Annotated in this window: 13 protein-coding genes; 6 read left to right on the top strand and 7 right to left on the bottom strand. The window is 57.6% G+C overall.

Translation table 11 applies throughout. The features are described from left to right. Nucleotides 1-38 precede the first annotated feature (38 nt). The 6 genes from ACLPGZ_RS10915 to ACLPGZ_RS10890 all read left to right on the top strand — a co-directional run bounded on the left by ACLPGZ_RS10915 (nucleotide 39) and on the right by ACLPGZ_RS10890 (nucleotide 6,049). Complete coding sequence (locus ACLPGZ_RS10915; RefSeq protein WP_031231965.1) at nucleotides 39-842, top strand: energy transducer TonB; 804 nt, start codon at nucleotides 39-41, stop codon at nucleotides 840-842. A gap of 9 nt (nucleotides 843-851) precedes the next feature. Continuing rightward, entirely contained in the window at nucleotides 852-1,709 is an 858-nt protein-coding gene (locus tag ACLPGZ_RS10910) for a MotA/TolQ/ExbB proton channel family protein (protein WP_009461741.1), read from the top strand. A gap of 2 nt (nucleotides 1,710-1,711) precedes the next feature. Then, complete coding sequence (locus ACLPGZ_RS10905) at nucleotides 1,712-2,212, top strand: ExbD/TolR family protein (RefSeq protein ID WP_035272865.1); 501 nt, start codon at nucleotides 1,712-1,714, stop codon at nucleotides 2,210-2,212. An 87-nt stretch (nucleotides 2,213-2,299) separates the two neighbouring features. Next, nucleotides 2,300-2,980 (top strand): response regulator, encoded by a 681-nt coding sequence (locus ACLPGZ_RS10900; protein ID WP_009461744.1) that lies wholly within the window; start codon nucleotides 2,300-2,302, stop codon nucleotides 2,978-2,980. Between the two features lie 39 nt (nucleotides 2,981-3,019). After that, a complete protein-coding gene (locus ACLPGZ_RS10895) occupies nucleotides 3,020-4,159 on the top strand; it encodes a sensor histidine kinase (protein ID WP_035272863.1) in 1,140 nt (379 codons plus the stop codon). Between the two features lie 54 nt (nucleotides 4,160-4,213). Further along, entirely contained in the window at nucleotides 4,214-6,049 is a 1,836-nt protein-coding gene (locus ACLPGZ_RS10890) for a potassium transporter Kup (protein ID WP_035272888.1), read from the top strand. Nucleotides 6,050-6,166: 117 nt separating this feature from the next. Here ACLPGZ_RS10890 and ACLPGZ_RS10885 read toward each other — a convergent pair whose 3' ends face one another. The 7 genes from ACLPGZ_RS10885 to ACLPGZ_RS10855 all read right to left on the bottom strand — a co-directional run bounded on the left by ACLPGZ_RS10885 (nucleotide 6,167) and on the right by ACLPGZ_RS10855 (nucleotide 12,817). After that, entirely contained in the window at nucleotides 6,167-6,544 is a 378-nt protein-coding gene (locus tag ACLPGZ_RS10885; RefSeq protein ID WP_035272861.1) for a hypothetical protein, read from the bottom strand. A gap of 197 nt (nucleotides 6,545-6,741) precedes the next feature. Continuing rightward, nucleotides 6,742-7,158: a monovalent cation/H(+) antiporter subunit G gene (gene mnhG, locus ACLPGZ_RS10880; RefSeq protein ID WP_088450232.1), complete on the bottom strand. Its 417-nt coding sequence runs from the start codon at nucleotides 7,156-7,158 to the stop codon at nucleotides 6,742-6,744. Further along, entirely contained in the window at nucleotides 7,155-7,436 is a 282-nt protein-coding gene (locus ACLPGZ_RS10875; protein WP_009461751.1) for a K+/H+ antiporter subunit F, read from the bottom strand. The genes mnhG and ACLPGZ_RS10875 overlap by 4 nt, the downstream gene beginning before the upstream one ends. Beyond that, nucleotides 7,433-7,918, bottom strand: coding sequence for a Na+/H+ antiporter subunit E (locus ACLPGZ_RS10870; RefSeq protein WP_052159474.1), 486 nt, complete (start codon nucleotides 7,916-7,918; stop codon nucleotides 7,433-7,435). Before ACLPGZ_RS10870 ends, ACLPGZ_RS10875 begins: the two co-directional genes overlap by 4 nt. A 5-nt stretch (nucleotides 7,919-7,923) precedes the next feature. Next, on the bottom strand, nucleotides 7,924-9,504 hold the full coding sequence (locus tag ACLPGZ_RS10865) for a monovalent cation/H+ antiporter subunit D (RefSeq protein WP_429641234.1): 1,581 nt from the start codon (nucleotides 9,502-9,504) through the stop codon (nucleotides 7,924-7,926). 44 nt (nucleotides 9,505-9,548) lie between these two features. Then, nucleotides 9,549-9,890 (bottom strand): Na+/H+ antiporter subunit C, encoded by a 342-nt coding sequence (locus ACLPGZ_RS10860; RefSeq protein WP_035272858.1) that lies wholly within the window; start codon nucleotides 9,888-9,890, stop codon nucleotides 9,549-9,551. Then, on the bottom strand, nucleotides 9,890-12,817 hold the full coding sequence (locus tag ACLPGZ_RS10855; protein WP_035272857.1) for a monovalent cation/H+ antiporter subunit A: 2,928 nt from the start codon (nucleotides 12,815-12,817) through the stop codon (nucleotides 9,890-9,892). Before ACLPGZ_RS10855 ends, ACLPGZ_RS10860 begins: the two co-directional genes overlap by 1 nt. Nucleotides 12,818-12,988: the final 171 nt, after the last annotated feature.

The following is a 12,988-nucleotide window of genomic DNA, read 5'->3' as shown; positions in this document are numbered from 1 at the left end:
TGCGGGTTGCAGAATGTGTAGAACGGATTATGACCGGAATTGCTTCTCAAAAGAATAATCGCTCGATGCTGGCCTTGAAGGCAACTGGTTTGGCATTGGCGCTGGGATTGCACGTGGGTGTCGTGGCTACCATCTTGTGGACGGAAACCCCCAAGATTGTGGGTGAACCCGCCCCTATGGATGTTGTTGGGGTGACTTTGGTGGAAGTGTCGGAGTCCCCGGTTCAGCAAGAACAGGTCAGTGCCCCTCCTGAAGAGGTGGTGGCCGAGCCGGAACCTGAGCCCGAACCCGAGGTGGAACCGGACCCCGAGCCCGAGCCAGAACCGGTTGTTGAGCCGGAACCCGAGCCAGAGCCTATCGTGGAAAAACCTCCGATTCCCGAGCCGCCCAAGCCCAAACCAAAACCCAAGCCGAAACCTAAGCCCAAGCCACAGCCCAAGCCCGAGGTTCCACCGGCAGAAACACCGCAGCCTGCTCAACCAGCCGCTCCTGCCGCTCAAGCAGGTCCAGCTACGGACAATACGTCCTCCCAAACTGCCGCCCGTTCTACGGATGGGGATCGGCCCAAGCTGATTGGTCGTGTGGATTATTTGGGACGTCGTCCTGTGCCGGTGTACCCCCGGGCTTCCGAGCGCCGTCGTGAGCAGGGCCGCGTGGTGGTTCGTGTAGTGATTTCAACCCAAGGAACCGTGCTGGAAGCCAAAGTGCAAAGCTCCTCAGGCTATGAACGTCTGGATGAGTCGGCACTGAAAGCAGTACGCACAGCGCGTTTTAAACCGTATACGGAAAATGGTGTGGCCTATCGTGCCATGGCCGATATTCCTTTCGACTTTGTTTACTAGGATATATCAATGATGCAGGAACTATTTCAAAGCGTATGGGTAAGCCTGGCACAAGTTGCAGGGCCTGTTGCAGATCAGGCTGCCGCCAGTGTTGCTGCCGCTGAGGAAGCGACCGGGGTGCTGCACTTTATCCAGCAAAGTGATGTGGTCGGCAAGACCTTGTTCGTCATTCTGGCCTTGATGTCGGTTGCCAGTTGGTACCTGATCATCGTCAAGGGCGTGCTGTCCTTCCGCCTGAAGCGTCGCTCGCAAGGTTTCATGCGTGAATTCTGGTCCGCCAGTTCTCTGGAGCAGGTTGAAAACGAGATCGCCACCCACGGTGCCCGCGATCCGTTCAGTCACTTGGCCAGCCACGCTATCCACGCTCAAAAACACCATGTGAAATACGGCGCCATGCGTCTGGAAGAGAAAGGCTCTACCGATGCCTTTGTCTCGCGCATCATGCGTAAAGTCATGGACGAAGAAACGGCCAAGCTGGAAAACGGCCTGACGCTGCTGGCTTCGGTGGGTTCTACCGCTCCGTTTGTGGGGCTGTTCGGTACGGTTTGGGGTGTGTACCACGCACTGATCAATATCGGTCTGTCCGATGGCGTAACCCTGAACAAGATCGCCGGCCCTGTGGGTGAAGCCCTGGTGATGACCGGGCTGGGTCTGGCCGTGGCTATTCCTGCCGTGTTGGCTTACAACGCGTTTGTGCGCACCAACCGCGTTTACCTGTCCCAGCTGGACGCGTTTGCTCACGACCTGTTCACTTTCCTGACCACAGGCCAGCCTGTGCAAGATAACCAACCTGTTCTGCGTCGTGTCCCTAGCTCGGGCGGTGGTGCAGCATCGAGCTCGGCAGCGGCTGCCAAGCGGGAGCACTAATCATGGCTTTTGGCAGCTTTGATAATCGCAACTCGGGCTCCGCGCTGTCCGAAATCAATATGGTGCCGCTGATCGACGTCATGCTGGTGTTGCTGGTGATCTTTCTGATCACTGCTCCGCTGCTGTCGCACTCCATCAAGATTCAGCTGCCCCAGGCGACGTCTGAACCAGTCCAGCAAGATCCCAAGACGATTGATCTGGCGATTGACGCAGAAGGGCAGATCTTCGTGAACGAGCAGCCGGTGGCGCTGGAAGATCTGACCGCCACGCTGGCCCCTTATTCCAAGGATCAGCCTCAGCCTGAATTGCGTATCCGTGCCGATACCGATACTCGCTACGAAACCCTGGCCCAGGTCATGAGCCGTTCCAAGGCTTCCGGCCTGACCCGTCTGGGTTTCATCACCCGCCCAGGTCCGACGACCAAGGCAGCGGGTGACGAGGGCGAAGCCAAGGAAGGCGCCGTCGCCGACCAGAAGGCCGTCGAGCCTAAACCTGCTCTGTAATTCCAGGTTCTTCTTCGTGTTGTTTTTTCTGGCCCCTCGCTTTGCATCTGCAACGCGAGGGGCCAGTTTCGTAATAAAATCCCCCGAATGCGTGTACTAGTTATCGAAGACGACGCCATACTGGGCGCCGCACTGCAGGAATTTCTCAACGATCAGGGCTACGCTGTTGACTGGCTCCAGGAAGGCGAAAGTGCCTTGAAGGAGTTGGCCGCCCAGGTCTACGATCTTCTGCTCCTGGACTTGAACTTGCCCGGCATCAGTGGCCTGGATGTGCTGCGCCAATTGCGCCAGCAGGGCAACGCCATTCCCGTTCTGATTCTGACTGCGCGTGATGGTGTGGATGATCGCGTCGGCGGCCTGGATGCCGGTGCTGACGACTACCTGATCAAACCTTTTGACCTGTCCGAGCTGGCCGCCCGCGTGCGTGTTTTTGGCCGCCGCCGCAGTGGTCAGGTACAGCCCATTATTGATGTGGGCCCCTTGAGCTTTGATACCATTGGCCGCGAGCTGCGCTGTGCCGGTCAACGTGTGACCTTGTCGGTGCGCGAGCTGTCCGTACTGGAAATGCTCATGATGCGGGCGGGCCGTGTGGTCACCAAGCAGCAAATTATCAACTCCTTGTCTGCCTGGGATGCCGATTTCAGCGACAATGCGGTCGAAGTCTACGTGTATCGTTTGCGCAAGCGCCTGGAAGGCACCGGGGCTGTCATACAGACTGTGCGCGGCTTTGGCTATTTGCTCGATGTGGAGAGCGTGGCCGGAGCATAACGGCAGCCCGTGCCCGCTGCCTGAAACCTTAGGTCAACCATGCCCGATCAGCATCTTTCTCCAGCGGTAAAAACCTCCTTGTTGCGAGGCTGGCTGGAGCGCTTTCTTGCTCCCGGTTCTTTGGCCCGTAAACTGATGGGCCGTCTGTTTCCCCCGATTTCCATTCTGGTGGTGCTCGACTTGAGCGTTACCTGGATACTGACGCGCCGCATGAGCCTGGAAGACTGGCTGCTGCGCGATATTTTCTGGACCATGGCGCTCAGTCAGGTCTTGCTGGTCAGTCTGATTGCCTGGGTGCTGCTGTCGGGGATTCGCTCGCAGCTGGCGTCCATTGATGATTTGTCACAACAAATCCGCAACCGCTCCGATGACGACTTCGAGCGCCTGGATGCCAGCGCCTTGCCTGCTGAAATAGTGCCGCTGGTGGAGCACTTTAACGAATTGCTGGAACGTCAGCGTGATACGCTGCAGGCGCAAAAGCGTTTTATTGGTCACGCTGCGCATCAGTTGCGCACACCCTTGACGGGCTTGCAGTTGGAGTCCGAGCTGATGCTGGCAAGGCCTTTGCCAGAAGATATCCGCCAACGGGCCGAGCGCATCAAAAGTGTCTCGGACCGCATGATTCGTCTGGGCCAGCAGTTGTTGGTGCTGGCACGTACTGATGCGGACACCAATATTAAAGACAGCTTTGTGCGTCTGGACTTGTGTGAATGGGCGCGCGAGGAGGGCGGTGACTGGTTCTTGCAGGCGCGTCAGCATGGTGTGGAAATCCATTTGCTGGCACCTGAAAAGCCGGTCTGGATTGATGCTGCCCCCGTGCTCCTACGGGAGTTATTGTCCAATCTGATGGATAACGCCTTGCGCTACGGGCAAGGAACAGATCGCATCGTCTTGCGGGTGGCCAGTAATCCACCCTCCTTGTCGGTGGAAGATCACGGGCCGGGCATTGAATCCAGCGAGCAGCAGCGGGTATTTGAAGCGTTTTATCGCTCCCCCGGCACACAAGCAGGAGGCTCCGGCTTGGGTTTGGCCATTGTGCAGGAAATTGCCCGTGCGCATGGCGCCTGGTGGAGCTTGATGAGCCGTCCTGATTTTCCAGGCACTCGCATCACCATTGTTTTTCCCGGTCCGCGTATTGGTGCGCGTCTGACCCGGCACGACACTTTGATTGGAAACTAAGCCTTGAACACAGCAACAGAAAACCCCAAAAAAGCGGCTCAGGCCGCCTTGCTAATGGGCGCTTTAGGCGTGGTGTATGGCGATATTGGAACCAGCCCGCTCTACACCATGAAAGTGGCCTTGAGCGCCTACGGACAGCCCGGTGCCGAACAGGTCTATGGAGTCTTGTCCTTGCTGTTCTGGCTGCTGACTCTGGTGGTCTCCATCAAGTACGTCACAGTGGTGTTGCGTCTGGACAATAAAGGTGAGGGAGGCACGCTGGCCCTGATGGAATTGGCGGCACGCGGCATTCAGGGACCACGTCGGCAGATTATTGTGGTGCTGGGTCTGATTGGTGCTGCCTTGTTTTATGGGGACAGCATCATTACCCCGGCCATCTCCGTGATGTCGGCGTTGGAAGGCATAGGGATGGTGTCTCACGTGCTGGACCCTTGGGTCGTACCTTTGGCCCTGGGCGTCTTGCTGGCCTTGTTTCTGATCCAGTCCCATGGCACGGGCACCATGGGTAAGTTGTTCGGCCCCATTATGTTGACCTGGTTTCTGGTGCTGGGTGGCTTGGGTCTATGGCGTGTTATTGAGCATCCCCAAGTTTTGATGGCCCTGGACCCACGGTGGGCCGTGGCTTTTATTGCTGAGGCTCCCTGGCAAACCTTTTTGCTTTTGGGGGCCTTGGTCCTGGCCTTGACGGGGGCCGAGGCCTTGTACGCCGATATGGGTCATTTTGGCCGTCCTTTAATTCGCAAAGCCTGGTTCATGATTGTCATGCCCTGCCTGGTCCTGTGTTATTTCGGCCAAGGCGCATTGTTGATCTCCGACCCAGCCGCCATTCGTAATCCGTTCTTCTTCCTGGCTCCCAACTGGGCCTTGGTGCCCATGGTGATGCTGGCAACGGTTGCAACCGTGATTGCCTCCCAGTCCGTGATATCCGGGGCGTTTTCTGTAACTCGCCAGGCGGTGCAGCTTGGCTTCTGGCCGCGTATGGTGATCCAACATACTTCGGCTAAAGAAGAAGGACAGATCTACTTGCCGCGTGTGAACTTGCTGCTATGCGTGGCGGTGATGATTCTGGTCCTGAGCTTTGGCTCCTCGGATCGCCTGGCCCATGCTTATGGCTTTGCAGTCACGGGGACCATGCTGATGACCAGTTTACTGGCTCTGGTACTGCTGCCGCGCCGCGCTAGCGGAATCAAGCGCTGGGCCTGGCTGGGGCTCCTGGGCGTTTTCCTGATTCTGGACATATTGCTGTTCTCGGCCAATGCGCTCAAGATTCTGGAAGGCGGTTGGCTGCCTTTGCTGGTGGGGGCTGTGCTGCTGGGCTTGATGCTGACCTGGCGTCAGGGACGAGCTGCTTTGCACGAACGTCTGCTGGAAAACAAGCAGCCGCTAAAAGAGTTTTTGCTGAGCCTGGAGGAGTACGCTCCCACCCGTGTACCAGGGACGGCGGTGTTCATGAGCACCATTCCCGACTCCGTCCCTCCGGCCTTATTGCATAACCTGAAACACAATAAAGTCCTGCATGAACAGGTCCTGTTCTTGACCGTAACCAGTGCCGGTGTGCCTTACGTTCCTTTTGGGGAGCGCTATAGCCTGCAACGTCTGAGCCGAGGCAGCTGGCAGGCGGTGGCTTCCTGGGGCTTCAAGCAAGAGCCCAATGTGCCGCAATTGCTGGAGCAGATCGCGCTGGAGCACCCGGAGCTGAATCTGGAGCCTATGCAGACATCCTACTTCCTGTCGCGTCAGACGGTGATGATTCAATCCCGTCAGCCCTGGTACTTGGGCTGGCGTCGTCGCTTGTTTGCATTCATGGCGCGTAATGCCAGCCGTAGCACACGCTTTTTCAAGATCCCGCCTAATCGCGTGGTGGAGATGGGGATACAGGTGGAGCTGTAGGTGGAGACATTTGCAGCTGCAGCTAGCTATTGCAGCCAGTAGAAACAAAGAATGGGCCTTTTCAAGGCCCATTCTTTTTATCTGGCTACCTATTATGAATAGCCGTGTTTTCTGCGTTTACTGAGCAGGCACCACAGTCGTGGTTTCGCGAAGGATACCGCCGCCTTCCACGCTACCGCGTACCGTTGTGTCCTGGCCGGTCATGGATTTCAGGCAGTCTTGCTGGCGGTCAGCGGGTAAGCGATGGCAGCGCGCTTGCCGGTTGGCATCCAGATTGTGATCGCGTTTGTCCAGTTTGTGATGGCGCTCGGCTTGCAGCGCGGCACCGGCTTCGCGACGGCAAGTGGTGCGCTGGTCTCCTTTGAATTGCTCACAGCGCTGGATGTCGTGTCGGTAGTCTTGGGACGGGGTTTGAGCCCAGGCAGCAGAGGACAGCAAACCCAGGCTGAGCAGGCCGGCACTCAGAATTCGGGATGGGCGTGTAAGTAGACTCATCGATCTCACTCCTTTACTTGCTAAGGGAATCACCGGCTTGGCGAGCACTGTTACGAGCAGGTATGAGTAGCAGGCCGCAAAGCCCCAAAAGCGACTGCGTATGGGGCAATTCCCGATACGCAGTAAACACTTACTAGTATAAGTGGAGCAGTTGCAAGTGAGGGTAATAAAACTTGTCTAAACCCTCACGGCTTGACTTAGGTCTTGTCGCCGGCTGGTGGTTGAGCCAAATCTTTGGGCAGAGGCGCTTTATGTGGCATGTCCAGATAGCCTGGCTCGTCCGGGCCATATTCGGCCAGACGTTGGCGATGCTCGCGTTTGATGGCAGCGCGCATCAGAAAGATGGCGGTGACCGGCGAGGTAATGATCAAGAGCACACTCAGGATGAGCGGATGCAGAATGGGACGGCTCATCAAGTGGCTGGCGCTGATGGCGACGGCCAGCACCATGAAAAACGTACCCAGCGTGTTCCCCATGGTGGGGGCATGGATGCGTGAATAAAAGTGTTTGAAGCGCAGCAAGCCAGCCGAACCCACCAGGGCCACGATGCCGCTAAGAACCAGCAAAAGGGCAACCGGGACAGCCAGCCACCAAGGTAGTAAAGGCGTATTCATGGCTCGATCACCTCGGCACGCAGCAGGAATTTCGCCATGGCTGCCGAGCCTACAAAACCAAACAGGGCAATCAGCAAGGCGATATCAAAGTACAGGGTAGAGTCAAAACGGATGCCCAGGGCCAGCAAGGCCAGCATACCGTTGATGTACATGGTGTCCAGCGCCAGCACGCGGTCGGCGGCAGAGGGGCCTTTAAGCAGGCGGATGACGGCGCAGCCCATGCCCAGGACAAAGCAGCCCAAGGCAAACTGACAGGCCCAGTAAACAATGTCTATCATTGGAAAATCTCCAGTAGCGGTCCTTGGTAGCGCTTCTGAATAGTGTCTAACCAGACCTGTTCGTCTTGCAGATCCAGAATGTGCAAAGTCAGGACACGGGTCTCGTAATCGAAGCCGGACCAGACAGTACCTGGGGTGTAGGTAATGATGCACGCCAAGGCTGCCAGACCATGTGGGTCAGTCAGTTGCAACGGAATGGCCAGAAAGCCCGGACGAGGTGCTTTGCTGCCTTTCAGAACCAGATGGCCAACGGCAATATTGGACAGCACAATGTCCCAGGCCACTTGGCAAATCAGTTTCAAGGCCAGAAAGGGGTGGCGGATGCTGGCCTTAACCGGACGAAATGGAATGGCTGCCAAGCTCAGGGCGATAGCCAGGAACAGGCCCAGCACCACGTAACCGGCCGAGAGCGAGTCGTTCAGCAGCAGCCACAGACCAAGCAGCAGCAAGGGCAGGAAAAGATGTTTGGTATAGCGTCGCATCAGAATCACTCCGCTTGAACAGAACGTAGCGGGTTCTGCCGCAGGACGGACCCTATATAAATACGGGGTTCGTCCAGTTGCTGGGCTGTTTGTTCCAGGTAGGTGGTGATCGGGCCGGCATACCAGCTCAAGATCCCGCAAGCCACAATAATGCTGGCAATGGGAGCAGCTTCGATCAGCTTCAGGCGGGGAATCGTCAGGGAACTATTGCTCCAGAACAGACGAATGCCCACACGTACCATGGCGATCAAACCGGCTACGCCGGAAATCAGCACGGCAGCGGTCAGAATCCAGGCGTTTAGAGGTTCTGGCGATTGGCCCGAGGCTTTCAGCGCGGCTGTCAGCAAGGACAGCTTGGCCACAAAACCGGACAGTGGTGGCAGGCCCACAATCAGCAAGGCGCAGGCAATAAAGGACATGCCCAGGAACACCATCACGCCAGGGATAGCCACACCTACCACGTCATCGCTATTGTCTTCGGACTCCGGGTCGTCCAGGTCAAAGACCTCCTGAGTGACGGCCAGCAGGTCGGCACCAAAAGGTTTGGTACGGCTAACCAGTTCCAGCAGCAGGAAGAAAGCACCCAAGGCCAGAACGCTGCTGAGCATGTAGTACAGGGCAGGGCCGGTCAGGATGACGCCGGGCATGCCCAAGGCGGCCAGTAAGGTGCCGGAGGACACGATGATGCAATAACTGGCCAGTCGTTCGGGTTGCTGTGCGGCCATGACACCAATAGCGCCGAAGGCCAGCGTGGCGATCCCGGCGGGGAACATCCAGGCCACGCCAAAGGCGGCAGGTGCCCCCGTAGGCAGTAGCAAGGAACCGATACGCAGCAGTGCGTAAATACCCACTTTGGTCATGATCGCAAACATGGCAGCGACCGGTGCACTGGCATTGCCATAGGCATTGGGTAGCCACAAGTTCAAGGGCCAGGCGGCGGCCTTGATCAGAAAGGCAATCCCCAGAATGGCCATGGCCGATTCAAATACCAGACGATCCGAATCCGGCATGGAGCCAGCACGCAGAGCCAGATCAGCCATGTTCAGGGTGCCGGTGACACCGTAAACCAAGGCGATGGCAATCAGCAGCAAGAAGGAGGAGATCAGGTTGACGGCAATGTAATGCAGGCCGGCACTGACGCGGGCCGCGCCCGAACCGTGCAGCATTAGACCATAGGATGCTGCCAACAGAACCTCAAAGAACACAAACAGGTTGAACAGGTCGCCGGTCAGGAACGCGCCGTTCAGGCCCATCAAGAGCAGCTGGAACAAGGAGTGGAAATGCACCCCCACGCGATCCCAGCGTGCTAGCGAATAGAACCAGCAGCAAAAGGCCAGCACATTGGTCAGCACCAGCAAGAAGGCGGCCAGCCGGTCCACGACCAGCACAATCCCGAAGGGAGCGGGCCAGTCACCGAGCAGGTACACACCGACGGACTGCGGCCAGATCGGATCCAGTGTGCCATCGGCCAGCAACAGCAGGTAGACCGCACAGAACAGTTGAGCCAATAAGGAGCTGAAAGCGATCAGCAGCTTGTAGTGACGGCGCTTGTCGCGCAGCATCACCATCAGGGCCGCGGCCATCATGGGGATGGCAACGGGCAATACGGGCAAGTGTTGGTTGAGTAGACTCACAGATCGTCTTCCTCGCGGCCATCAACGTGGTCGGTGCCGCTCAGGCCGCGGTTGGCCAGAATGACGACCAGAAACAAGGCGGTAGTGGCAAAACCAATCACAATTGCGGTCAGTACCAGTGCTTGTGGCAAAGGATCGGCGTAGCTGGCGCCCAGCTCGCTGCTATTGATCACGGGTGCAGCACTGATTTTGAGTCGCCCCATACTAAAGATGAACAGGTTCACGGCATAGGAGACCAGGGCCAGTCCCATGATGACCTGAAAGGTACGCGGGCGCAGCAGGAGCCAGACGCCCGAGCCCGCCAGCACACCAATCGCAATTGAAAGCACGATTTCCATTATTTATTCTCCATCCCGGATGCAGCGTTCGAGGCGGATTGCAGCGACGGCAGTTTGCGATAAAAACGTAGGGACTGGTGGGCCAGCGCGACCAGAATCAGGATGGTGGAACCAATCACCAGCATGAATACACCAATGTCAAAGATCAGTGCGCTGGAAGTATGCACGTCGCCCACCAGGGGCAGGTGCAGATCCCAGCTTTGGGCAGACAGGAAGGGCTTGTTGAAGGCCCAGACCAGCATGGCAGCCACTCCGGCTGTCAGCAGACCCAAGCCAATCCAGGTTTGAGGCTGAATCAGAGGGCGGGACTCCATCCACACCACGCCGCTAACCATGTATTGCAGGATAATGCCGGTTGCCATGATCAGGCCGCCCACAAAACCGCCACCGGGCAGGTTGTGCCCACGCAGCAAGAAGTACAGGGCGATCAGCGTGGAGATAGGCAGCAACAGCCGCAGCAAGACAGCTGGAATCTGCATGATGCCTTCTGGCAACGGTGTCTTGGGGTCCGGTTCCACAAAGACGGCTTCGCGGCTGTCCTTGACGTTCTGGCGACGGGCCAGAGGCTGGGCGATGGCTTCGATCGGTGGACGGAAGCGTCGCAGCAGCGCAAAGACCGTTAGGGCCACAATGCCCAGCACCACGATTTCACCAAAGGTATCGAAGCCGCGGAAGTCCACCAGAATCACGTTCACCACGTTCGCGCCACCGCCCAGGGGCAGGGCCTTCTCGACAAAGAAGGGCGAGATGCCGCTGGGGTGAGGGCGTGTCATCATGGCGTAGGCCAGAGCGGCAATACCGCAACCGGCCAGAATGGCAATAATCAAGTCGCGGCTACGGCGGAAAAGGGCGCGACCACTATTGTCTTGGCCGCCAGGCATATCACTGACGCGTTGCGGCAACCAGCGCAGGCCCAGCAAAATCAGCACAACGGTGACCACTTCCACCGCCAACTGGGTCAGCGCCAGGTCAGGGGCGGAAAGCCAGGCAAAGGTCAGGCTGGTAACCAGTCCAGCGCCACCAGATAGCAGCAGGGAGGCCGGGCGGTGGAACTTGGCTTGACGAGCCGCACCAATCGCGCAGGCAATTCCGACGGCCCACATCAGGGCAAAGAAGGGGTCGATGGGGGTGGAAATAGTGGACTTGAACCAGTTGCCGCGAACCAGAGGCAGGGCAGCAACACAGATTGTGGCCACAATAATCAGCAAGGTCTGACGCTGCAAGCGTGGCGAGTAAAGCTTGCCCACGGCCCAGTTGGCTGCCACTTCCAGATACTCCATGGCCAGCTCAAAGAAGCGTCGGCCATCAGCACGGGTCAGCAAAGGCGTACGGCCTTGGCGGTTCCTGTAGAAGCGGTTGATGATCAGAACGAAGATCACACCCATGCCTGTTGCGACCAGACTCATGATCAGGGGCAGGTTGAAACCATGCCAGACGGCCAGGTCGTACTGGGGCATTTCTGCACCCAAGATGGCGCTAGCTGCAGTATGCAAGAAGGGGCCAAAAGTCAGGCTGGGAATAATGCCGACCAAGAGACAGGTCAGTACCAGAATCGCGCTGGGGATCAACATGCGGCGAGGCGGCTCGTGTGGCTCGCGGGGCAAGTCCTTGGCGACGGGGCCAAAAAACACCTGTGCAATAAAGCGCAAGGAGTAGGCCACGCTGAAGGAGCCCGCAATTACGGCCACCACGGGCAGAGCATATTCCCAGGTGTTGCCATTGCTGGCCAGAATGGTCTCGGCAAAGAACATTTCTTTGGAGATGAAGCCATTCAATAGGGGCACACCGGCCATGGCAGCCGCCGCAACGGTAGCCAAGGTGGCAGTCAAGGGCATGGCGTGGCGCAAACCGGAAAGCCGGTTCAGGTTACGGGTACCGGTCTCGTGGTCCACGATACCGGCAGCCATGAACAGGGAGGCCTTGAACGTCGCGTGATTCATCATGTGAAACAGCGCCGCGACCAGAGCCAGTGGGCTGTTCAGGCCCAACAGCAAGGTAATCAGACCCAGGTGACTGATGGTGGAATAGGCCAGTACGCCCTTCATGTCGCGCTGGAACATGGCCACATAAGCCCCCAGCGTCAGGGAACACAGGCCAGCGCCGCCAATAATGACAGCCCATTCCGTGGTGCCCGACAGGGCAGGCCACAGGCGCGCCAGCAGGAATACCCCGGCCTTGACCATGGTGGCCGAGTGCAAATAGGCGGACACAGGTGTGGGGGCAGCCATGGCGTGAGGCAGCCAGATATGGAAGGGAAACTGCGCGCTTTTAGTGAGTGCACCCAAGGCAATCAGGATCAGCATCCCGGTATACCAGGGGTGATTGCGAATCTGCTCGCCCGACTCCAGTACCACACTCAGGTCGTAACTGCCGGCAGCCTGGCCCAGCATGAGCACGCCCGCCAGCAAGCAGAAACCGCCGGTTCCCGTAATGATCAGCGACATACGCGCACCCCGTCGCGCATCCATGCGGTGATACCAATAGGCAATCAGCATGAAGGAGGACAGACTGGTCAGCTCCCAGAACACGACCAACTGGATCAGATTGCCCGACAGCACCACCCCCAGCATCGAGCCCATAAAGGCTTGCAGAAAGGAGAAAAAACGTCGGACCGGATCCTGGGCGGACAGGTAATAGTGCGCATAAAGGGCGATCAAGGCCCCCATGGCGGTAATGATGATACTGAAAAGCCAGGCATAGCCGTCCATGCGCAGCTTGAAGGTCAAGCCATGGGCGGGTATCCAGGAGCGTGACGACTCCAGCACCTCTCCGCGAGCAATGTCCGGATAGGCGTAGAGAGTGAGTAAGGCGCACGTAACGGCGACAGCGCCTGCAAGAGATGCCTGGAGTTTGCGAGAGTTCGCGGGCATCAGGGAAGATAGCAAGCTACCAATAAACGGTAGAGCTAGGATCACGAGCAAATACATCTGACTCCAACAGGCGGTAATTTAGGCGGCTAGCGCTTAATAATACGATATATGAAGCTAAATTCAGCCCAACAGCAATAAAAAAAGCGTTTTTTTAGTTATTGCGGCCTTGATGCAGGTCAAGCGCATGCTTGAGGTTTTCTCTCACAATGAATGCTTGACTAGAAGAAA

Origin of the sequence: Alcaligenes sp. Me129 (assembly GCF_050487245.1) — a bacterium.
GTDB classification, from domain to species: domain Bacteria; phylum Pseudomonadota; class Gammaproteobacteria; order Burkholderiales; family Burkholderiaceae_B; genus Alcaligenes; species Alcaligenes phenolicus.
The sequence above is the reverse complement of the archived record's forward strand: the minus strand, read 5'-3'. Positions and strand labels throughout refer to the sequence as shown.

What these genes read in the sequence shown, in the direction of transcription:
- ACLPGZ_RS10910 (WP_009461741.1), top strand. Translation starts at nt 852, where the DNA reads ATGATGCAGGAACTATTTCAAAGCGTATGGGTAAGCCTGGCACAAGTT.
- ACLPGZ_RS10905 (WP_035272865.1), top strand. Translation starts at nt 1,712, where the DNA reads ATGGCTTTTGGCAGCTTTGATAATCGCAACTCGGGCTCCGCGCTGTCC.
- ACLPGZ_RS10900 (WP_009461744.1), top strand. Translation starts at nt 2,300, where the DNA reads ATGCGTGTACTAGTTATCGAAGACGACGCCATACTGGGCGCCGCACTG.
- ACLPGZ_RS10895 (WP_035272863.1), top strand. Translation starts at nt 3,020, where the DNA reads ATGCCCGATCAGCATCTTTCTCCAGCGGTAAAAACCTCCTTGTTGCGA.
- ACLPGZ_RS10890 (WP_035272888.1), top strand. Translation starts at nt 4,214, where the DNA reads ATGGGCGCTTTAGGCGTGGTGTATGGCGATATTGGAACCAGCCCGCTC.
- ACLPGZ_RS10885 (WP_035272861.1), bottom strand. Translation starts at nt 6,544, where the DNA reads ATGAGTCTACTTACACGCCCATCCCGAATTCTGAGTGCCGGCCTGCTC.
- mnhG (WP_088450232.1), bottom strand. Translation starts at nt 7,158, where the DNA reads ATGAATACGCCTTTACTACCTTGGTGGCTGGCTGTCCCGGTTGCCCTT.
- ACLPGZ_RS10875 (WP_009461751.1), bottom strand. Translation starts at nt 7,436, where the DNA reads ATGATAGACATTGTTTACTGGGCCTGTCAGTTTGCCTTGGGCTGCTTT.
- ACLPGZ_RS10870 (WP_052159474.1), bottom strand. Translation starts at nt 7,918, where the DNA reads ATGCGACGCTATACCAAACATCTTTTCCTGCCCTTGCTGCTGCTTGGT.
- ACLPGZ_RS10865 (WP_429641234.1), bottom strand. Translation starts at nt 9,504, where the DNA reads ATGATGGCCGCGGCCCTGATGGTGATGCTGCGCGACAAGCGCCGTCAC.
- ACLPGZ_RS10860 (WP_035272858.1), bottom strand. Translation starts at nt 9,890, where the DNA reads ATGGAAATCGTGCTTTCAATTGCGATTGGTGTGCTGGCGGGCTCGGGC.
- ACLPGZ_RS10855 (WP_035272857.1), bottom strand. Translation starts at nt 12,817, where the DNA reads ATGTATTTGCTCGTGATCCTAGCTCTACCGTTTATTGGTAGCTTGCTA.